The sequence below is a fragment of the Nostoc sp. UCD121 genome (assembly GCF_014222285.1).
In the GTDB taxonomy this organism is placed as follows: Bacteria; Cyanobacteriota; Cyanobacteriia; order Cyanobacteriales; family Nostocaceae; genus Nostoc.
This window is the reverse complement of sequence record NZ_JACKZS010000023.1, coordinates 36939-58456: the sequence shown is the minus strand read 5'-3', so window position 1 is coordinate 58456 and position 21518 is coordinate 36939. Positions and strand designations below refer to the sequence as shown.

At 41.8% G+C, this 21518-nt stretch carries 20 protein-coding genes and 2 pseudogenes; 15 read left to right on the top strand and 7 right to left on the bottom strand.

Annotated features, from left to right (window positions below):
• Nucleotides 1-197 (bottom strand): annotated as a pseudogene (locus GNF10_RS07825) (photosystem II D2 protein (photosystem q(a) protein)); the annotation flags it as partial.
• A gap of 894 nt (nt 198-1091) precedes the next feature.
• On the opposite strand from GNF10_RS07825, the gene GNF10_RS07820 reads away from it, so the two are divergent.
• The 4 genes from GNF10_RS07820 (at nt 1092) to GNF10_RS07805 (ending at nt 5232) form a co-directional block, all read left to right on the top strand.
• Entirely contained in the window at nt 1092-1661 is a 570-nt protein-coding gene (locus GNF10_RS07820) for a photosystem I assembly protein Ycf4 (protein ID WP_185581327.1), read from the top strand.
• A 128-nt stretch (nt 1662-1789) separates the two neighbouring features.
• The gene (locus GNF10_RS07815; protein WP_185581326.1) at nt 1790-2575 is read left to right on the top strand and encodes a peptidylprolyl isomerase; all 786 of its coding nucleotides are present in this window, start codon (nt 1790-1792) and stop codon (nt 2573-2575) included.
• A gap of 82 nt (nt 2576-2657) precedes the next feature.
• A complete protein-coding gene (locus GNF10_RS07810) occupies nt 2658-3797 on the top strand; it encodes a beta-ketoacyl-ACP synthase (RefSeq protein WP_185581325.1) in 1140 nt (379 codons plus the stop codon).
• 145 nt (nt 3798-3942) lie between these two features.
• On the top strand, nt 3943-5232 hold the full coding sequence (locus GNF10_RS07805) for a Glu/Leu/Phe/Val dehydrogenase (protein WP_185581324.1): 1290 nt from the start codon (nt 3943-3945) through the stop codon (nt 5230-5232).
• A 170-nt stretch (nt 5233-5402) separates the two neighbouring features.
• Here the strand turns inward: GNF10_RS07805 and GNF10_RS07800 are convergent, their stop codons facing one another.
• Nucleotides 5403-6524, bottom strand: a complete 1122-nt coding sequence (locus GNF10_RS07800; RefSeq protein WP_185581323.1) for a Gfo/Idh/MocA family protein — start codon at nt 6522-6524, stop codon at nt 5403-5405.
• A 99-nt stretch (nt 6525-6623) separates the two neighbouring features.
• The gene (locus GNF10_RS07795) at nt 6624-7112 is read right to left on the bottom strand and encodes a hemerythrin domain-containing protein (RefSeq protein ID WP_185581322.1); all 489 of its coding nucleotides are present in this window, start codon (nt 7110-7112) and stop codon (nt 6624-6626) included.
• Between the two features lie 177 nt (nt 7113-7289).
• On the opposite strand from GNF10_RS07795, the gene GNF10_RS38410 reads away from it, so the two are divergent.
• The 9 genes and pseudogenes from GNF10_RS38410 (at nt 7290) to minE (ending at nt 13420) form a co-directional block, all read left to right on the top strand.
• Complete coding sequence (locus GNF10_RS38410; RefSeq protein WP_260446284.1) at nt 7290-7421, top strand: hypothetical protein; 132 nt, start codon at nt 7290-7292, stop codon at nt 7419-7421.
• An 84-nt stretch (nt 7422-7505) separates the two neighbouring features.
• The gene (locus GNF10_RS07790; RefSeq protein ID WP_185592009.1) at nt 7506-7673 is read left to right on the top strand and encodes a hypothetical protein; all 168 of its coding nucleotides are present in this window, start codon (nt 7506-7508) and stop codon (nt 7671-7673) included.
• A gap of 127 nt (nt 7674-7800) precedes the next feature.
• Nucleotides 7801-8284, top strand: a pseudogene (locus GNF10_RS07785) (DUF29 domain-containing protein).
• 187 nt (nt 8285-8471) lie between these two features.
• Nucleotides 8472-9134, top strand: coding sequence for a hypothetical protein (locus GNF10_RS07780; protein WP_185581021.1), 663 nt, complete (start codon nt 8472-8474; stop codon nt 9132-9134).
• A 4-nt stretch (nt 9135-9138) separates the two neighbouring features.
• Nucleotides 9139-9291 carry a hypothetical protein gene (locus tag GNF10_RS07775; RefSeq protein WP_185592007.1) on the top strand — a complete coding sequence of 51 codons (153 nt, stop codon included), beginning with the start codon at nt 9139-9141 and terminating at the stop codon, nt 9289-9291.
• 44 nt (nt 9292-9335) lie between these two features.
• Nucleotides 9336-10658 carry a four-carbon acid sugar kinase family protein gene (locus GNF10_RS07770; RefSeq protein ID WP_185581022.1) on the top strand — a complete coding sequence of 441 codons (1323 nt, stop codon included), beginning with the start codon at nt 9336-9338 and terminating at the stop codon, nt 10656-10658.
• Nucleotides 10659-10912: 254 nt separating this feature from the next.
• Complete coding sequence (minC, locus tag GNF10_RS07765) at nt 10913-12001, top strand: septum site-determining protein MinC (RefSeq protein WP_185581023.1); 1089 nt, start codon at nt 10913-10915, stop codon at nt 11999-12001.
• Between the two features lie 285 nt (nt 12002-12286).
• The gene (minD, locus tag GNF10_RS07760; RefSeq protein ID WP_012410009.1) at nt 12287-13093 is read left to right on the top strand and encodes a septum site-determining protein MinD; all 807 of its coding nucleotides are present in this window, start codon (nt 12287-12289) and stop codon (nt 13091-13093) included.
• A 36-nt stretch (nt 13094-13129) separates the two neighbouring features.
• Complete coding sequence (gene minE / locus GNF10_RS07755) at nt 13130-13420, top strand: cell division topological specificity factor MinE (RefSeq protein WP_012410010.1); 291 nt, start codon at nt 13130-13132, stop codon at nt 13418-13420.
• Between the two features lie 201 nt (nt 13421-13621).
• Here minE and GNF10_RS07750 read toward each other — a convergent pair whose 3' ends face one another.
• The gene (locus GNF10_RS07750) at nt 13622-14944 is read right to left on the bottom strand and encodes a hypothetical protein (RefSeq protein ID WP_185581024.1); all 1323 of its coding nucleotides are present in this window, start codon (nt 14942-14944) and stop codon (nt 13622-13624) included.
• 859 nt (nt 14945-15803) lie between these two features.
• On the opposite strand from GNF10_RS07750, the gene fmt reads away from it, so the two are divergent.
• The gene (fmt, locus tag GNF10_RS07745; RefSeq protein ID WP_185581025.1) at nt 15804-16805 is read left to right on the top strand and encodes a methionyl-tRNA formyltransferase; all 1002 of its coding nucleotides are present in this window, start codon (nt 15804-15806) and stop codon (nt 16803-16805) included.
• A 49-nt stretch (nt 16806-16854) separates the two neighbouring features.
• Here fmt and GNF10_RS07740 read toward each other — a convergent pair whose 3' ends face one another.
• On the bottom strand, nt 16855-17220 hold the full coding sequence (locus GNF10_RS07740; protein ID WP_179073908.1) for a DUF6464 family protein: 366 nt from the start codon (nt 17218-17220) through the stop codon (nt 16855-16857).
• A gap of 106 nt (nt 17221-17326) precedes the next feature.
• Nucleotides 17327-18838: an FAD-dependent oxidoreductase gene (locus tag GNF10_RS07735; protein WP_185581026.1), complete on the bottom strand. Its 1512-nt coding sequence runs from the start codon at nt 18836-18838 to the stop codon at nt 17327-17329.
• A gap of 181 nt (nt 18839-19019) precedes the next feature.
• Here GNF10_RS07735 and GNF10_RS07730 point away from each other — a divergent pair, with 181 nt between their 5' ends.
• On the top strand, nt 19020-19922 hold the full coding sequence (locus tag GNF10_RS07730) for a class I SAM-dependent methyltransferase (RefSeq protein WP_185581027.1): 903 nt from the start codon (nt 19020-19022) through the stop codon (nt 19920-19922).
• A 259-nt stretch (nt 19923-20181) separates the two neighbouring features.
• Here GNF10_RS07730 and GNF10_RS07725 read toward each other — a convergent pair whose 3' ends face one another.
• Nucleotides 20182-21282, bottom strand: coding sequence for a calcium-binding protein (locus GNF10_RS07725; protein WP_185581028.1), 1101 nt, complete (start codon nt 21280-21282; stop codon nt 20182-20184).
• Nucleotides 21283-21518 lie beyond the last annotated feature (236 nt).

Sequence of the window (21518 nt, the reverse complement as noted above, 5' to 3'; positions counted from 1 at the left end):
TAGGAGGAGGCTAATCCGTGGGTATACCAAGAGGTGACGAAGGTGGTGCCGGTCAGCCAACCGCCTAGTGCTAGGAAGGCGCAGGGGAACAACAGTATCCCTGACCAACCTACGAATACAAAGCGATCGCGCTTGAGCCAGTCGTCTAGAACGTCAAACCACCCTCTACTGGGCGCACGTCCAACTGCGATGGTCATCGGACTAAAATCCTCTTTTTTTACTAAAATTGCAACGTTTCTAAGGCAATACGGAGAGCCAATGTAACCGGCTGCCATGAGGAATTAACGTTTTTTTTTGACAATCTCAACTGCTTTTAAGCGACTGAGATTCTGAGAAGTTGCTGACCTGTGAAATCAGCATTTCTCTTTCTTTATGCCATTACACGTACCATCGGCTAGTAATCTAGCTTGTGGTAACTTAATGATTCTTAACTTATCACACTACTCAGGGTTTTTGCCTGATACACAGAAGCAAATCAGGCATGAAACACGAACCTTATAAATAATATGAATATCAGAAATTTTACAATTTGACACAACTTTTCTCAGAAATGTAAGAAAATTTAGTCTAGATGGACGTAGGTAGTTAAGGAGGCAGGAGGCAAGAGGCAGGAGGAATCTCCATAAATAAATTTAGGGGATTTAATAAGGACGCTGTATTTCTTGCGCTGCACGTCTTGAAATATATATTTTTTCTTTTTTCCATAAATAAATTTAGGGGCTTTAAACTATGAAGGCAGAGGGTAAAAATTATATTTTCTTCCTCCTGCCTCCTGCCCTCTGCCCTCTGCCTTTCTTCGGTAACTCATTCCCAGGAGTTCAAAAAGAGGCAGGGGAAGGGAAGAAAGAATTTTTATCCGCCAGTGAGTAAAGAAATCAGATAACGTCCCCTCACAAATAAATTATATGGGTCGCAGGAGGCAGGAGCGTATCTGAGTTTTTGTCAACAATGTTTGGTAAAATAATCAAGCAGCAGACCCTCTAAAGTGTTCTTTAGTTGAATGACTAGCCTTCAATTTAGTCAAGTTCTGTCTAGTAGCATTCAGTGTGCGAGTATTTCACAGCGAGTATCTCACAGGCAATTGTAGTTCAATGACGACATCAACAACGATTAACAAAGGCGATCGCCTCCTGCATCAAAATGTTCTCGGTTCTCGTCGGTTCAGTAACTACTGGTGGGCAACTATCGTTACCTTGGGAGCAAGCGGCTTTTTACTGGCTGGGATATCTAGCTACTTAAAAGTTAATTTACTCATAGTTTCCGATCCAACTAAACTAGTATTTGTCCCCCAAGGATTGGTGATGGGGTTATATGGTACTGCTGGCTTGCTATTAGCCACATACCTATGGCTAGTGATTTTATGGGATGTGGGTGGCGGCTACAACGAATTTAATCAGGAAACTGGCACAATCAAAATCTTCCGTTGGGGTTTTCCCGGCAAAAACCGCCAAATTGAGATTGATAGCCGCATAGAAGATGTGCAATCTGTACGAATAGCCGTTAAGGAAGGTCTTAATCCTCTTCGCGCACTTTATCTACGCATTAAGGGGCGGCGAGATATTCCCTTAACACGGGTTGGACAACCCTTATCTTTAAGAGAGTTGGAAACAGAAGGTGCGAAGTTAGCCCGCTTTTTGGGAGTATCGTTAGAAGGGCTTTAAGAGATTAGGGTAGAGGATAAAGGTTACAGGGTACAGATTATTCAGTATCACCTGTTAACTGTCACCTCTCCTCTAATCCCAATTCCCCTGAAAACGATAAGATACTCTGGTTAAATCAGTAACTGGCAATGCGGTTAAAAATTTCACAATTTTTGCTTTCTCTTGTGCTTATCAGTGCTGTGATGCTTGGAGGATGTTCAACACAGCAGGTAGCTTCTAATACCTCTCCTCCAACCTCGACAGCTACCTCGACTACCCAGACGACTACTGAAGCAACATCTGTATCTCAAACTAGTAGTGAGAGTATTCCTGGAATAACTGGTTTACCACGTCTTGAAGGCAAGGCTACTGTGGTAATGACGGTTAAAGGTTCGCCCATTACTATCGAAGTAGACGGCACTGATGCCCCCATTACAGCTGGTAACTTTGTAGATTTAGTTCAAAAGGGTGTTTACGATGGTTTAGCTTTCCATCGAGTTGTACGCGAACCCCAACCGTTTGTAGTTCAAGGGGGCGATCCCCAAAGCAAAGACCCGAAAGTTCCAGCAGATCAGCTGGGAACCGGTAGCTATATTGACTCAAAAACGGGTAATGCTCGCTATATACCTTTAGAAGTTAAGCCAAAAGGTTCGGATACTCCGCTTTACAATAAACCATTTGATGCTACTGCTCAACCCGTTAAATTGCCCCATAAACAGGGTGCAGTAGCGATGGCGCGATCGCAAGCACCAGATTCGGCTTCTGCTCAGTTTTACTTTGCGTTGGCGGATCTAGCCTTCTTGGATGGTAACTACGCCGTGTTTGGCAATGTCACTCAAGGCTTGGATGTAGTGAACAAAATTCAGCAAGGCGATCGCATTGACTCTGCTAAAGTCACCCAAGGGGCTGAAAATCTGAAAATAGCAGGGCAGTAGGAAGAGAGCAGGGGGAGCAGGGGAGGCACAGGAAGCAGGGGGAGAATAACTCCTAACTTTTAACTCCTAACTCCTAAATTTAGTGAAAGTTCTTGTCACTGGTATTGGTCTTGTTTCCGCCTTGGGTGGAAGTTTAGAGGATAGTTGGAAAAATCTGATCGCAGGTAAATCTGGAATTAGGTTACATCAGCCATTTCCAGAAATAAAACCACTTCCTCTAGGTTTAATTGCTCAACAACCATCTGAGTTGACAATGTTAACTCAGATGGTTGTTGCTTCTGCTTTGCAAGATGCTGGGTTAGTTCCACCTTTAGCTGATTGTGCTGTAGTCATTGGATCGAGCCGCTCTTATCAAGCATCTTGGGAGAGGTTGGCGCGGCAAATGTATAAAGATGCGAAAAATTTGCCCGTTTCTGATTTTGGAAATTGGTTAGAGATATTACCTCATATCAATGCGATCGCCGCTGCAAGACAAATCGGTGCAACAGGTATGGTTTTGGCACCGATGGCAGCTTGTGCAACTGGAATTTGGTCTATCGCCCAAGCAGCTTTACTTATACAAACTGGGCAATGTCAACAGGCTATCGCAGGCGCAGTAGAAGCACCGATTACACCCCTAACTTTAGCTGGGTTTCAGCAAATGGGTGCTTTGGCGAAAACTGGGGCTTATCCCTTTGATTTGCAGCGAGAAGGCTTAGTTTTGGGCGAAGGCGCAGCTGTGTTTGTCTTAGAATCCGCAGAGTTGGCAAAGCAGCGTCAAGCAAAAGTTTATGGTGAAATTCTCGGTTTCGGCTTAACTAACGACGCATATCATAGTAATTCACCGGAACCAGAAGGGAAAAGTGCGATCGCAGCTATCAAAAAATGTCTAGAACGTAGTTGTCTGACACCAAGCGATATTGATTACATTCATGCTCATGGCACAGCAACCCAGCTAAATGATCAGATGGAGAGTATGGTAATCCGGCGTTTGTTTCCCCAAGGCGTGGCAGTTAGTTCGACCAAAGGAAGCACAGGTCATACATTAGGAGCATCAGGAGCATTAGGCGTAGCTTTTTCTCTCATGGCATTAAAGCATCAAATATTACCGCCTTGTGTAGGATTGCAGCAGCCGGAATTTGATTTAGAAATCGTTACAGCAACACGTCTAAGTAAAATTAGGCAGGTTTTATGTTTGAGTTTTGGCTTTGGTGGACAGAATGTAGCGATCGCATTAGCTTAGTCGCCATAAAACTTTTTATATAGCAGAATATAAAATATAAAACTGTAACAAAAACTACAAAATTTCCCGTTTTCCCAAAAAAAGGATAAGCTAGTTACAGAATGATATCCGGTTCCTAAAGATACCGTGATTAGGAGAAAATTTTATGATTTCAAAATCACTACTACCGCTAGAACCTGCTTCTCCAGCGCATATATGTCCATTTGACCAAGCCTGTAGTTACTTAGAAGCGGCAGCTAAAGAATTAAATTTAAATCAGGGTTTGCTGGAAATCCTCAGCCACCCGCGTAAGGTTGTCACAGTTTCCATTCCTGTGAAACTAGATAATGGCGAAATACAGGTTCTCGCTGGACATCGTGTACAGCACTCCGATGTTTTAGGCCCCTACAAAGGCGGAATTCGTTACCATCCGGCTGTGACATTGCGCGAAGTATCGGCTTTGGCAATGCTGATGACCTGGAAATGTGCATTATTAGGTATTCCTTATGGTGGTGGGAAGGGTGGCATTCCTATAGATCCAAAACGCTACAGCGTTGGCGAATTAGAGCGAATCAGCCGTCGTTATATCAGCGAGTTGATTAAAGATATTGGGCCTTCCGTAGATATCCCTGCGCCAGACATGGGTACTTCTGCCCGTGAAATGGCTTGGATGATGGACACTTACTCTGTAAATGTTGGTCATGCTGTACCAGGAGTTGTGACTGGTAAACCGCTTTCCATTGGTGGTTCGCTGGGACGGGAAATGGCAACTGGACGTGGCACGATGATTATTGTGCGTGAGGCGCTAGCAGATCAAGGTAAATCCTTAGTAGGAGTGCGAGTAGCTATTCAGGGTTTTGGTAATGTCGGTGGTGCCGCAGCTGAATTACTCCATCAAGCAGGCGCGAAAATTATTGCTGTTTCAACAGGTGCTGGAGGAATATTTTCTGAAGCTGGTCTTGATATTCCCGCATTGAAAATCTACGCTGCTGAAAATCGCAAGAGTATTTTAGGTTTCCCACAATCTGTACCAATTAGCAATGCAGATTTATTAACTTTACCCTGCGATGTCTTAATACCAGCAGCTTTAGAAAACCAGATAACTGGAGAAAATGTGAATCAGGTGCAAGCGCAAATTGTCGCAGAAGCAGCTAACGGGCCAGTTACTCTTGAGGCTAACTTGGCCTTAGAAGCGCGGGGTGTGACAGTACTACCAGACATCTTGGCAAATGCTGGTGGTGTGGTAGTCAGTTATTTGGAGTGGGTACAGGGCCTTTCTTATGTATTTTGGGATGAGGAACGTGTCAACCGCGAAATGGAGCATTTGATGGTGCAAGCCTACCGCAAGGTAATTCAGCAGTCTAATAAGCGGCAAATTTCTTTAAGATTAGCAGCTTACACTTTAGGGGTGGGTAGAGTTGCCCAGGCGCTGACTGATAGAGGTCTTTATCCTTAATATTTAGGAAGATACAAAGTTTTAAATTGAATAGACCAGATGTGTAGGGGTGTAAGATTATATTGTGCCCCTACAATTACATCGCGATCGCTGCAATATAACTTCATTCAAGATACATGGTTAAGAGCGTAGAGCTAGCTTTACGCTCTTAACAATGTATCTATTATTATTTACGACTCACCAGAAGGGGAAGCAGCATGAATTAATTCTGGCTTCTTCTCAGCAGGAGGAAGTTCAATAGCTTGGGTTGAATTAGGGCGTTCATGGCGATTACGAGTTTCTATCTGCACAGGTTTACCCATCTCAATTGACTGGTAAAGTGCTTGAATGATAGAAACATCAATCAACCCTTCTGTCCCAGATGGTTCTGGGTCTTTATCTTGCAGAATACAATCAGAGAAGTAGGTAAATTCAGCTGCTAGTTGGTCATGATCCTCAAAGGTACGCTCTTGAGTTTCACCATTAATTGTCAGGTAATGCTTGATTTCTCCCTGCCAAGGATAGGCAGGTTTTACTCGCAAATCTCCTTTAGTACCTACAACCTGGTAGGTTGAAACATTTGCCCCTCCAAAACTACAGATAAATGTTGCCAATCGCTCGTTAGGAAAACGCAAAGTGACACTAGTCATTTCTTCCACTTCGCTGAAACGTTGTTCTCCCTTGTTGGCAGCTACAGCAAATACTTCAATTGGTTCATCTTGAAATAGATAACGTACAGCATTAATGCAGTAAATGCCGATATCATAGAGCGTGCCACCACCAGTTATATTTCGTAAACGAATATTGCCTTCTTCTACTTGTTGACTAAAAACCGAATTGAAAATACGTGGTTCACCAATTTGCTTCGAGCGGATAATCTCGACTGCTTGTAAATTTGCTTCTTCTAAATGTAAGCGATAGGCAATCATCAGCTTCACATTATTATCATTGGCAGCTTTAATCATTGCCTCGCATTCTTCTTCTGTCACTGCCATTGGCTTTTCACACAATACATGAATTGCCTGATTAGCAGCCCTCACAGTGTAGTCACAATGTAAATGATTGGGTAACGCAATATAAACTGCATCAATCTCGCCGCTTGCCAAACAGTCCTCATACTCCTCATAGGAGTAAGTATGCTCTATTCCATACTTTTTACTCAGTTCTTCGCTTTTAGTGGGGTCATCTGAAACCAGTGCCACTAATTCTGAGTTTTCGGCGTGGCCAAAGGAAGGCAAGGCAGCTTCTTGGGCAAACCAACCTAAACCAACAACCGCGTAACGAATTTTGCGTTTACCATTTGTAGAAGTCATTTTTCTTCTCTCTGAATAAAGGAATATTTTGTTTAATGAACCAATTACGTTGGAATTAGGGCTAATTGGTTATACAAGTACTGAGAATAAAATACGTTCCTACATTGCTAATGCAGCTTCTACATTTGACACCAACTTATCTTTAGTTTCCTGAAACTCCTGACCCAATTCAGTTAGCTCTTTATCACTCATACATTCGCGCACAGCATTAAAAATTTCGCTTTCTTCTTCTTGTACATGATGCTCTAATGTTTCCTTCAATTCGAGCATTTTTTCTTTAAACTCAGGATTGGTAGGTTTAAGCGCCTTAATCTCTTCTAAAATAAATGAAACTTCTTCATGCTCTTCTTCAGCTTCTTCAACATATTGTTCAGTTTCTTCGTATTCTCGCAAAGCTGGGTAGAAAACTAATTCTTCAGTTCTTGCATGTAATATCACTGCTATATAGATTTTATTGAATTGCTCAACTAATTTTGCACCCTTAGATTTTTCTGCTTCTGCAAGAAGATTCTCAACTTGACGATGCTCTGCTTCAATTAATGCCAAAATATCTGTTGATTTTTCTTTATTAGCTTTAGTTTTAGCCATTTCCTTTCCCCTTATTAATTATAGATTTATAGAGTTGAGAATTTGGAGGTTGATGAATGGGAACTCGTATATTCTCAATGAATTGATAAATTAAAACCTCATTCTTTCAGTAAGCTTTACTTTAGACTTAAGGAATATTTCCGGTATTGAAACCTAACTGAAATTCATAACCTCAGCATGATGGATACTGAGTATGTAGCGTTAGCAGCCCAAAGCTATGACCCAAACCTTAAATGCAAGTTGGAAATTTTCACACCTTTATTTGGTGCAGTCTCACAAAGAAGTGGTGTGAGTCCTCAACATAACTAAGTTTCGCTTGTCTTTGATGTTACAACAGAAATAACAAGTAAATACTTAGTATATATGGCAACCGACCTCCAAAAATAGGGATTATTGCTTCTGCGTCAAGCGCTTGATAACTCCACAGCCAACTTTCGTTCTGGACAATGGGAAGCTATTGAAGAATTACTTGAGGAGTTGAATAAAGGTAGGGTAAGAAAAATTAACAGACCAATAGCTTTTGTAGTCAATCAACCAACAACTCAAATTTCTTTATTATGATAGTGCCACGGGAAATATTTTTATTTTTATCAGAAATTATATGCAGTTATTAGTATTGAAAAACTGAATCACGATTGATCTATAAAACACACAGTATTTTTACAAAGAATAGGAGTTAACCGAGTGTATGGTGATACAAATACAACCAACAAGTAAGGCTTTATACGACCAAGATTATTACCTTTGGATCAGGAAAACGATCAACCAACTTCGCGCTGGTCAGTTTTCATCTGTAGATTTAGATAATTTGTTATAAGAATTAGAAACTATGGGTAGAAGAGAGAAGCGAACAATTGAAAGTTTATTAACTAAGCTTCTTGAACATCTACTAAAACTCAAGTTTTGGGATAAGGAACGAGAACGGAATCAAGGATATTGGAAAGGGGAAATCAGGGCTTTTCGTAGATAGATTAAAAAAGCTCTCAAAGATAGTCCTAGCTTAAAACCTTACATTTTAGAAATATTTGATGAATGTTATCAAGATGCAAGGAAAGAAGCAAGCAATGCCTACGGCGGTAAACTACGCTCTCAACCTCCCATCGATACATTCCCTGTTACGCTTATTGGCTCTTTAGAACAAATTTTAGATGAAACACTGGTTTCCTGAGTAGAAGTGGTGCGCTTAAAGGCGATCGCCTACACCCGTACTGCATTGTATCCAAAAATGCTTTTCAGATTTAGCTAATGGCGTTGCACAATCTGCTTTTTATCATAACTATACGTAACCATCCATTGCTTATCTACCAAAGCCGATTAAAATAAATACGCAACTTGGGCTTCCATAGGAGTTATCCAGCCGTGCAGCCGGACTTAATAGGCTTGGAAATTAGTAAGGGGGAATTGAGACGTTTGACTGGATTCGATCCAGAAGACGTTTTTCGCCCCTCTGTTTTGCGAGATAGCAAAAAGCGATTAGGGTTTTTTATCAATGAAATGCTGGTGACGCTAGCGCTAACCCCGATAATTGTGGGGTTTATTTACGCATTTATTATTTTGCCGACAATTGGATCTTCAATTAAATTCGGAATTCTTTTACTAATTTTAGTGCCAATGCCGATATTAGTAGGGCGATGGCTGTGGCGACAGTTAACCTGTCCTGAAGGACTGACAATACTTTTAGATGAAGTTGATAAATATCATGACTTGGTTGCTGCTATAGATATTAATGACCAATTGGCAGCATCAGGAAACGTGGAAAGCAGTTTCCATGACCGAGATCAAGTAATCGCGGCCCTGCAACTAATTAGAGAAGATTTAGTCCGCGCTCTGAAAACGGAACGAATTTTGCGGGATAATAAAAAATTGCTTGCTAATAATCAAGAGTTATTTGTGAATAATTTAGCCAGTCTGCAAGCTTTACAAGTTAGTAGTCAAGCAGGCGAATATGCCCAACTGCTAAATCAATCATTGCAAATTGCAATCGATGTGCAAGCAGAAATCAGAAAATTGCACAAAGGCTAAGTGGATGTTTGTCAACCTTGGGCGACTAGAAGTCGTGGCTACACAGACTTGTGTTGAGCAGAGTCGAAATACAAAACCTGCCTCCGCAGGTTATAAAACCATTGATTTTGCATTAGTCTACGGAGGTGGACAATGCTTGTATAGTAGCGACTTCTAGTCGCCTAATACTTTTAAAAAATCCTCTCAGTAAAGATTACTTAAATGAGCAACAAACCCAAAATAATTGTCCTGGATGATGACCCTACGGGTTCTCAAACAGTCCACAGCTGCTTGCTGCTAATGCACTGGGATGTGGACACTTTACGCAGTGGGTTACAGGACGATTCGCCGATTTTCTTTGTACTGACTAACACTAGATCACTAACACCAGAGTCAGCTACATCTGTCACCAAAGAAGTTTGCCAAAATCTGAAAATCGCTTTGAATGCTGAAGGAATTGACGATTTTTTGATTGTTAGCCGTTCTGATTCTACCTTGCGGGGGCATTATCCCATCGAAACTGATGCGATCGCACAAGAAATCGGCCCTTTTGATGCTCATTTTCTTGTCCCAGCTTTTTTTGAGGGTGGACGCATCACCCGCGATAGCGTGCATTACTTGATGATTGGCGGTGTACCTACCCCAGTCCATGAAACCGAATTTGCCCGTGATTCAGTCTTCAGCTACCATCACAGTTACTTACCCAAGTATGTTGAAGAAAAGACTCAAGGACGAATTAGTGCTGAAGCTGTAGAAAGGTTTCTCCTAGCTGATATTCGCGCAGGTAGTTTAGAACGCTTGTTACAACTGAGTGGTAATCAGTGCGCTGTCGTTGATGGTGAAACTCAAGACGATCTCAACCGCTTTGCAGTAGATATATTAGCAGCAGCAAGTCAAGGGAAACGCTTTCTGTTTCGTAGTGGCGCAAGTATTTTAACGGCTTTAGCCGCTTTACCACCCCAACCCATTGCAGCCGAAAACATGGCGCAATACGTGCGCCAAGGCAAACCAGGTGCTGTAATTGTTGGTTCCCATGTGAAAAAGACCACTCAGCAGTTAGAGGCGCTATTACAAATAGAGGGAACAGTGGGAATTGAGGTAAATGTCGCGCGATTACTTGATGATGCAAATCAATCTGCGGTTATGCTAACTGAAATCAAAGAAAGTACACAGGCGGCACACGAAGCGGGTAAAACACCAGTAGTTTATACTAGCCGTCAGGAACTGAGCTTTAAAGATGTCAACACCCGATTGGAGTTTGGGACAAAAGTTTCAAGTTTATTGATGGATATTGTGCGGGGTTTACCATCCGATATAGGATTCTTAATCAGCAAGGGTGGCATTACCTCAAACGATGTCTTGAGTAATGGACTAACCCTAACTTCAGCCCGCTTACTCGGTCAAATTTTAGCTGGTTGTTCAATGGTGTTAACCCCATGCGATCATCCCCAGTTTCCTGATTTGCCTGTGGTGCTGTTTCCAGGTAACGTTGGTGATGCTGATGCCTTGGGGACAGTTTATCAGAGGTTGACTAAACAATCTTGAGTGTTGCGTGAAGATGATGATAATTCCAAACTACTCCCTTTCTGCTAGAAGATAATTTTTTTTTACGTAGATGCGGCTAAGGGAGTACCCACAGGGTATCGCAATGAACACAAAGTGAAGATACAAGTAATCTTATGACGGAAAGGGAGTAATCTATGCTCCGCACTTTCTGGTCTGATCATGTTGTTAGATTTTCCAACTGATCTAATATTGGTAATGATTCGGAGTGTCCCTTGTCTTTTGGCTAGTACTGCATGACTTCTGATTCTGCAATTCCCAATCTAAAGTCAAATTCTGCACTTCCTAATGCAGAATTAAACTCTATCCTTTCGGAGGTAGAGGTAAATCCTACTGTTTCTGATGTAGAGTCAGATCCTATCCCCCCTGATGCGGAGTTAAGATCCGTCCTCCTTTATTTAAAATCAAATACTATCGTTGGGGATCTAGAGTCTAATCCTGCTAACCCAGACTTAGAGTCTAATCCTACTAACTCAGATGTAGAGCCAAATCCTGCTAACCCAGATGTAGAGTCTAAGACTGATGTCGCATCAGATTTTATCTTGACTGATTCAAATCCCAATGAGTCAGCAATATCAGGGTATCGCGTAAATGATAATACTCAAGTCCAGTTAAGGAGTAAGGAGGGACGACTGTTATTAATTTTGCCCCCGGAATCTCAAGTATCTGCTTCAGAACTGAGTTGGTCTGATATTTGGCAACAAATCAGGCAACGTTTGAATGCAGGCGATCGCTTCCGGATAGCAAATACACCCGTACATCTAATGGCACAAGACCGCCTAGTAGATGCCAGGCAACTTCAAGAACTCGCCGAGGCTTTAACTGAAGTCCAACTGCGACTAATCTCTGTATCAACGAGTCGCCGACAAACTGCGATCGCAGCCGTCACATCCGGGTATTCTGTAGAACAATTGCAGCCTGTAACTTCCCTGAATACAGGGTCAGAAGCTACAGCTACACCCCAGGCAGATGCCCTCTATCTAGAAACAACAGTCCGCTCTGGAGTAGAAATTCGTCATCCTGGTACAGTAATTATCTTGGGAGATGTAAACCCAGGTGGTATTGTAATTGCAGATGGAGATATTATCATCTGGGGTCGTTTACGTGGAATTGCTCATGCTGGGGCTGGAGGCAATCGTGAGTGTCTGATAATGGCTTTGCAAATGGAACCTACCCAATTGCGGATCGCAGATGCTGTAGCTAGGGCACCAGAAAAATTACCGACGCAATTTTCTCCAGAAGTGGCACATATTATGCCCCAAGGGATTCGCATCGCTAGGGCTAGTGATTTTTCTAGAAACCAATTTACTAAGAGCAATCAGTAGCCCTGAATATTTACTTAAAAGATGAAGAATATGAAGGATGAAATATAGCGGTTTTCATGTAGATGGAATACACTACTCTAATGCCTTTCCCCTAGCAAAGTGTATTTAACACGACTGAGCAAAGACGCGGATCGGCTTGTCATAAGACATCGCAATAAAAAAATATTCATCCTCGCCCGAATCAGGGAGATCAGATATTTCTTCATACTTGATACGATACTTCATACTTTATACTGCAATTTACGGTTTTATATTTCCTGAACCCTCATTGACCGCATTTCTATCATGACTCGCATTATAGTGATTACCTCCGGTAAAGGAGGAGTGGGTAAAACCACAGTTTCAGCAAATCTGGGCATGGCTTTAGCCAAAATGGGTCGTCAAGTTGCCTTGGTTGATGCGGATTTTGGTCTGAGAAATTTGGATTTACTGCTAGGGCTGGAGAACCGCATTGTCTATACTGCGGTGGAAGTCTTGGCCAGAGAGTGTCGCTTAGAACAAGCCTTGGTGAAAGATAAACGCCAACCCAATCTTGTACTCCTACCGGCAGCCCAAAATCGCTCCAAAGATGCAGTCACACCGGAACAGATGAAGTTACTGGTCAATGCCCTAGCGCAAAAGTATCAGTACGTGATCATTGATAGCCCCGCCGGTATTGAAAATGGGTTTAAAAATGCGATCGGCCCTGCCAAAGAAGCGCTAGTTGTCAGCACGCCAGAAATTTCCTCAGTTCGTGATGCCGATCGGGTAGTGGGGTTACTTGAAGCACAAGGTATCAAGCGTGTTCATTTAATAATTAACCGCATCAGACCCGCAATGGTGCAGGCAAATGATATGATGTCAGTGCAAGATGTTCAGGAACTTCTCGCCATTCCCCTGATCGGGGTAATCCCTGACGACGAGCGTGTTATTGTATCTACCAATCGCGGCGAACCCTTAGTGTTAGCGGAAAATCCCTCTTTAGCCGCCACAGCCTTTGAGAACATTGCTCGTAGATTAGAAGGGGAAAGTGTCGAATTTCTGGAGATCGACTCATCCCAAGACAGCATCTTCGCCCGTCTACGAAGGTTGTTGTGGACAAAGATTGTTTAACTTACTTTTCTAGTCTCCGCGCCAGACCTATTCGTAATGATTGAACTTCTAGAAAAACTTTTTTCTCGCGGCCCTGATAGCAGTCGAACTCAAGTTAAACGTCGGCTGCAATTGGTGATTGCTCACGATCGCGCTGATTTAGATCCTCAAACGTTGGAAAAAATGCGGAAAGAAATCCTAGATGTAGTCTGTCGCTATGTCGAAATTGAGACAGAGGGCTTGGAGTTCTCCTTAGAAAGCAACCAACGAACAACAGCTTTAATTGCTAATTTGCCCATCCGCCGGGTGAAAGGTGCCATACCTGAATGGGAAAGGGGTGATAAATAAGTTTTAATAGTTTTAGTCTTAAATATTTTTATTGCAATTGTAACGAGTTGTCCCAAGTTTTAGATTAAATAAACTCCTATATTGACATTGACATATTTGGGTGGGTGTCAATATAGGAGTTTTGAGTATAGAAAGTACCAATAAAAAATCTCCCGTTGTCCATCGGTGATGATAACGGGAGTAGATAAATTATTCTATAAACTATCGGTAAGCCACTTGTGGCCCTGCCCAAATCTCTGTAACCTTTTTACCAAAAGTAATCGGCTGATCTTCGTCTGTTGTGGGTACAGTCTTGCCATCATTAGCAACTTGCATTAGTGGCCAGTTTTCATCACCCAATTCACCTGCACGGAATAGTACATGATCCGGTTGCTTTTTACTCCAACCTAACAAGACGGCAATTTTCTCATGCTCATCTTGCTCATTAGCAGGAGCAACTATATTAGCGTGATTTTTTTGCCGATCCCAAATCACTGCACTATCAGTAGAATCGCCTGTGTTAAATATCCCTTCAAACTTGCGTGCTAAAAAGCGATCGCCTTTTTCCGACCAGCTAACCGGAACTAATACCCCAATTTGACCGTTTGGATTAACCTCTTCTGACGAAGAACCCTTTAGAGCTTTTACTTTTAATAAAGGATCGCTAACTGGAGTAGTTGAAGCCATTACCCACAACTTCTTCGTGTGCATATCTTGGACAAACAGAACGCTGGTAACACGGCTGTTGTACATTTCGGGTTTTACTTCTAGTTGCACCCGACTATAAACAGCATATTTACCATCTGGAGAAACCACGGGTACGCTACGGTAGTGACGAACTCCAGAACCACCGTTGGAACCAATTGCTTCTTGAGTCGCCGTAATCCATTTCCAAGGAATAGGATGAGGACTACCTATGGGATCTATTTGTTCTGCTTGAGACTCATCACGTGGTTCAGAAACAGGTATTTCTGTTGCTGTAGTTGGTTGTGACTCTCTAAGAATTGGTGCTATTTGAGTTGCTGTCAATGATTTAGTAAAAGACTTTTCTCTAGAGAGAGATTTTTCTTGTCCTTTCAAAGACTTGATATTAGCAGCTTTGAGTTTTTGTACTAAATTAAGCTGACTAACAGGAACATCTGTTAATGGTGCAAGTTCAACTGCTGCCAAAGTATCAGGAACAGTTAAATCGTTGTTTAACCCATAATTATCTGCTTGAGCAAAAGACTCGATTTTATCTGATGGTAATACTTGCGGTTCCTGGACAGCAGGACTTTGTGTGGGTACAGAGTCAAATTCTTCTGTTAAAGAGCCGATTTGATCTGTTTTCGATATTTCAGCTATCTCAGGTTCCCCAACTACAGCTATTTCCTTTGATATAGAGTCAGAATCTCCAGTCTTCGAAGTTAGTTTAGCTACTTCGGATTTTACAGGGAACGAGTGAGCCGATGCCCCTAGCAAGGGTGCGATCAGTATCACAACGACAACGTAATTGAGAAATGGTTGCGCGCGGAACCATCCTGACAGCAAAAGGGGTTTAAGCATTTGTAGACTCTCTAGAGGGGCGGTTGCTATGTGAGAAGCAATACCTATGCAGCAATGGGGCAGGCAGTAATTATATGTATAACAAGAAACTAAAAACTTTGACGAGATATTTCCTTCAAAGTTTGCTGAGTTTTACAAAAATTAAGTATCATTGTCTACACCTTTTCTTACTCAGGTACTGAATGTTTTTTGGCAAAAGTATGCGAGTATAGTAAATACGCTGATAACTCAGTAATTACTACACGATCTATAATCCTGCTGTTGACATACCCGACAATACCAAAAAGATATATTAGTCAAGGGGTATTCAATTTATAGTTGAGGCGATAACGCTGGCAACAAAAAATGAGATAACTTAAATTATTGGGGATCGTACTAGTTTTAGCTAGTACACAATCAACAAGTCAGGTTACACACTAAATATAACAGCGCAAACCCTCACAATGGTAAACGTGAGGTGTTATTTGAAAAGCTGGGGAAGCAGACGCATAATAAATCATACTCAGAAAATACTGCTGTCAGCAACCCAAATTTAGAAATTGCAATCTAAACTACAAAAGAGCTAGACGCAATAGTTTTTTACAAACCCAACTGTATTTAATGCCAATTTGGGGTAAACGTTCGGGAACACAACAAAACTAACTTGGTAGATGCTCTAGCGGCTCGTAACGAGACACCACTAAACGATGAGGGTTTCCTAAAGGCAATGCAGCCTATACTAGCTGTTACACTTGTCAAGTTAACTATTTAAGTTAATCAAACAGCCTTTTGGTTTCACTCGATACGAAAATATTGTACCACCAAACAGCCGATATTATTTACCATTAACTAATGACTTACGATTAACAAATAATTATTAATGAAAATTGTATTTTTTGGTACACCACAGTTTGCTGTACCCACGTTGGAAAAGTTATTGAATCATTCAAAATTTGACGTGTTGGCAGTTGTCACTCAACCAGATAAACGCCGGGAACGGGGAAATAAACTTACTCCTTCACCTGTAAAGGCGATCGCCACTGCCCGAGGCTTACCAGTATGGCAGCCAGAAAAAGTAAAAAAAGATACTAAGACTTTAGCCAAGCTCAAAGAATTAGACGCAGATGTATTTGTTGTTGTCGCTTATGGACAGATTTTATCGTCAAAAATCTTAAAGATGCCAAAGTTAGGCTGTATTAATGTGCATGGATCGATTTTACCTAAATATCGGGGTGCAGCGCCGATTCAGTGGTGTTTGTATAATGGTGAGAAGGAAACGGGGATCACAACCATGTTAATGGATGTGGGGATGGATACCGGGCCAATGCTAGAAATAGCCACTACACCCATCGGATTACTGGATAATACTCAAGACTTAGCCGAAAGACTAGCTGCGATCGGTGGGGATTTGTTGGTGGAAACTCTGTTGAAGTTGGAACGCCAGGAAATTCAACCAATTCCCCAAGATAATTTAGCAGCTACTTATGCACCTCTGATTCAAAAAGAAGATTATGGTTTGGATTGGTCAAAAAGCGCAATCCAATTACACAATCAAATTAGAGGCTTTTACCCCAACTGCACGGCTACCTTTCGTAACAACTTGTTGAAAATTACCGCTTCGGCTCCTCTTAGTTTTGTAGGCGATCGCATCCCACCAGGATTACAAGAATTAATTCCTAAATTGCCTGATTTGTCAAATGTATCAGACAAACCGGGAGTTGTAGTGAACATTACTAAAGGCATTGGAGCGATCGTCCAAACTGGGGAAGGTTTGTTGCTGTTGCGAGAGGTTCAGCTAGCTGGGAAACGCCCCCAGTCGGGATGGGATTTTGTTAATGGTACCCGCTTAACTGTGGGAGAAGTTTTTGGTGCGGGTAGTTGAGGGAAAATAACTCTTAACTCCTGTACAGACGCGATTAATCGTGTCTCTCCTAGCTCTTAACTTCTAACTTTTCATAAAAGCGGCAAGACTCGCAAGGGCCCTCTGGGTTGACTGCACAGCGAATGAGTTCTGAATGAGCATTGTAAGAACAGGTGGCATCGCCAACTACCCAGCGTCCACCTACCAAACTTTTTTCAGATGGTCGTTTAGCCGACTGCACGTAAATAGCAATATTATGTAAGCGGTAGCGTCCAGCTTTGAGTTGGTATTTATGGCGGCGTTCTAAAACCGCATAAGTTTTACCTTCAAAATCGAGATAGTTTCCGGGTTGGGGTGTCCAATCAAGTTGCACTTTACCGAGTGACTCACGCGGGTGCGTCAGAATCACCTCGGTTTGTAAAGAGTCTGGCTCCATAAGCTTATGTGATTTGGTTTACATTAGAAGAATGGTATAGCATAGCTTTCTTTAGCTTACCGAATTTAGATTACAATTAATGACTAACTCTTCGTGCCCCTAAAGATTACGGCAACCAAAAGTCAGGTAGGATAGATTTACCGAAGTCACGTAGAGTTTGGTTGAGCGATCGCGCCACTTGGATATGTGCTTCATCCTCTTCTACAGCTAAAATCTCGGCTGGCTGACCTTCTCCCAAATAAGACACCACCAAATTCGCCGCCTCCAAACCAGTAACATAAGCCTTTTCTTGTGACCAAGAACCATGACGGTTCACAATCCAATCCCCGCTCATAAACACATTCTCAAAACTTGTCTTCGCAGGCAACATATAACGATAGCTACCAGGTGCAAAGTGAGTCACCGCCTGAGATAGCCGAATTACACTACTATCAACGATCTTTGCCTCCCGAAAGGCCGGTACACAAGTTGCTAAATAACCCTGAACTATTGCTAAAATCTCCTCATCACTCAAACCGAGAAACTGATTTGCGTGATAAAAGTCAGCTTCAATTACCGTTCCTGGCTGATCCCGATATTCATCATGTAAGGCATTCAAATCAAAAAACGTCCAACCTGTACTTGCGTCGAATCCAAAACAAGCATTAGAGGGACGGGGAATATCAATTTTGCGGTCAAACCATAGCCGCGTTGCTAAAACATCAATCCCTCCTAAATTGCTCAAATTACGGAATTCTTCATGACTTTGTAAACTAAGGCTAGTTGAGACAATTTTCTTCATCCCCGTGATCCCAACTGCAAAAATCACGGCATCTGCTTCAATTACTTCATCACCGCAAACCACACCCTTCGCCCGATGATTGCTATCAACAATTAAGTCTGTAACTCGGCGCTTGGGTAGCACTCGCGCACCAGCTTTTTCAATCTGTTCTACCCAAGGACGAAATATCTTTTCTCCAACAGTTCCCCGACACCAAACTACATCAAAATCAGGTTGATGAGCCAGAATAAAAAAGTAAAGCATTCCTAAAGTTGCTGCGGCCGAACATTGTTCACCAGGGGCAAACAAGCCGACTAATAACATTGGTTCAAAAGCCTCGCGGTAAAGTCGTGCAGAAACATTAAAGTTTTTGAACAATTCTCTAGCAGTTACAAAGTCATAGCGCCGCCAAGCATCATCAGAATTGTCAAAATCAACAACAGCATACAGTAAAGGCAGGGCGCTCAGACGGTCAATTAGTGGCAATCGTTTAAACTGAGTATATAGAAAAGTTCCTAGTGGGGATGGGAGTCGTGGTAAGTCTTGAAAAATCGGTGATTCAACTTCCAAGCCTGCTGGCGAATATTGCGAAGAACGAGTCCAAGTAGTAAAAGGATTAATTTCTAATTGATTGATGAGGGAAAAAATATTTTTATAAGGATACCAAAAGCCATGAATGCCAGCTTCAACAGATTTTCCGGCAGCTGTTTGCCAGCCTGCTACCAATCCACCCGGATAAGGGCCTGCTTCTAGAAGGGTAACATCATAGCCTTGTTTAGCTAAATGGTAGGTTGCTCCTAAACCAGCCCAACCAGCGCCTACAACTACCACTCGTTTTTGTTGCGATCCTTCTACCATCCCAGCCTCCGATTGTTGCTGTCCATCAACTAATGTATACGAACTTGTGTTCTGATCGGATGACAGGTTGTTACTATAGGGGTTTTCTTTGGGATGCAGTTCAGTAAAAATGCCTTGCGGTTAATGCTGAGTTAAGAGTATAACAGAAAACAGACTTGACTATTCATGAGGAATAATCCTAATGACTCAATTAGCAAATACAAAATTCAGTTTAAATGACTTTGAATTACGAGATGGTATTTATTTTCCTAGCGATTATGAACAATTAAATAATACTCAACATAAAAAAACATGGGACGCAATTGGTAAAACATATTATGGTTCCCAAAAAATTGAAAAACTTGCAGATACGTCTCCCATAAAACAAGATTACACTTTGCTAACTGGTACGCCTGGAGGTACTTGGAATAAATTTCCTTTGAATAAATCTGTTGGTTCTATTCTAGAGATTGGCTCTGGTTATGGCCGCGCACCTTTACATCTCTCGAAAGCGAAAAATCTGAGATGCGAAAAATATTATGGTATTGATATTTCTGAACCTTTATTGCGGCGGTTAATCAAGGTTAAACAAGAATATAATTTTTTCCCGGAAGCTGAATTTAACTTGATTTGCACTTCTGCTGAAATTTTGCCTTTAGAAGATAATTCTATAGATTTAGTAATTTCTAACTGTGTCTTTATGCACATACCAGATGCACAATTAAGAAGCTTGTTAGCTGACATATCTCGCGTACTAAAACCTGGCGGAATTTTTGTTTTTAATCATTCCTTCCACAACAAAGCTTGTCCTTCTCATATTATCCACAATTTTATCAGAAGGCTAAACCCATTTGTCAGAAATCCAGTTTATCTCAAGCAATATTCTGCTGCTGAAATAAATGAAATGTTAATGACTGCTGGCATCCAAACTAAGTGTCCAGAATACATTGTGGAACCAACGGCAGAATATGCAATTTTGCCGGAAACTATTAAGGGAATTCCAGTACCTTTTGCTAATGCTATTAACAGAAGTCTTAAACCCTCAGATGCTTTAAAAGAAACCTTGGCTTATGGTTTTAGTGCCTACAGCACGAAACTGGATTAATTCAGAAACTCTTTTATTGAGTGAAAGTTTGTAGTCAGTAGCCCTAATGGAATCTTATCTGATTTGTGAAAATTAGCGATCGCTAATATCCCCGACTTATTACCAGAAGTTGGGGATCTGACTTTTCACACCATCTAGAAAGCTTCTCTTTAAACCTCTATTCTTGTAGTAGACAAGCTTTGGATTTTCTCCTTTCCTTACTAGGGAAGGGCGTTAGGGGGTTAGATTTGGCGCACATGACGTGAAAAGTCAGATTCACTTAGGCAATAAAGTCTAAAGCGGTAGATACATTTATAGTATCTTGCACAACAGCAATTAAATCACCATTTCTGTAGATGAGGGTATCTAAAGCTGCCGCACCACTGAAGTTGGTTTTTGTAAGACTGTAGTTATTGATACTACCACCAATCCTAATCTTGTCACCTTCCGATCGCTGGAAGTCTGTGATTAAGGCATATCCACTGCCCAAATAATCAATGTTGGTGCTAAAAGATCCATTAAAACCAAGGCTGAATGTATCCGCCCCAGTACCGCCAGTATACCTGTCGATTTCGCCGCTATTACCGCCATAGCCATTGAGGAAATCATTGCCTGTACCACCAATGAGTGTGTCATTGCCACCTCCTCCGTAGAGCAGATCGTTACCATCTTCACCGCTCAAGTAGTCATTACCTCCAGGAGTACCGCTACCATTGGTGATTTCGTCGCCGAAGAGTGCGTCATTACCTTTTCCGCCATAGAGGAAATCATTACCAGCCCCACCAAGTAGGTTGTCATCACCATCACCACCGAAGATATAATCGTTGCCGCCTTTGCCCTCAAGGTTATCGTTTCCTCCCAAACCACTCAGAACGTTTGAGTAATCATTTCCTATAATCTTATTGTTGAGGCTGTTGCCGGTGCCAGAGGAAGCAGTATTGGCATACAACAATGTTAAATTCTCCAGGTTTGCCCCTAGAGTGTAGCTAGAATAGGATAGAACGGTATCAGTTCCCTCGTTAGTATATTCAGTAATAGTGTCAGCCGTATCACCTGTTTGTGCAGAAATCAGGTAAGTATCATTGCCTGTTCCGCCAAGTAAAATATCAGTGCCTGCTCCACCCCATATAAAGTCATCGCCTGCTTCACCAAAAATAACATCATTGCCATCGTCTCCGTAGAGAGTATCTTTGCCTCCGCGACCCAGGATAGTGTCCTTACCATTGCCGCCGGAAACCAAATCATTTCCCTCTCCAGCATCGATGATGTCGTCTCCGCCTTTGCCATTAATATTATCGTTGCCTGCATAACCAAAAATGGAGATATCAGCTAATTCAGTACCGATTAGAGTGTCATTGCCAGAAGTGCCGTAGATAGACATAAATAATCTCCTTTTGGTATTTATTCTTAAGACTTACGCAAGTATCATACTTTTTACGTCTAGGTTGTTCAGAGCAGAGTTTTTGTCTTTGCTCTAGATTCCATAACAAAAAATACGTCTGCTAGCTGGGTTAGTCAAAACATAACTGTTTCTCCAAGATGAATATTTTGTTTTTCGGATTTTCTTCATTGTTTGTAATCTAATTTACGAAGTTTTACCAACTTTTCAAGATTAAA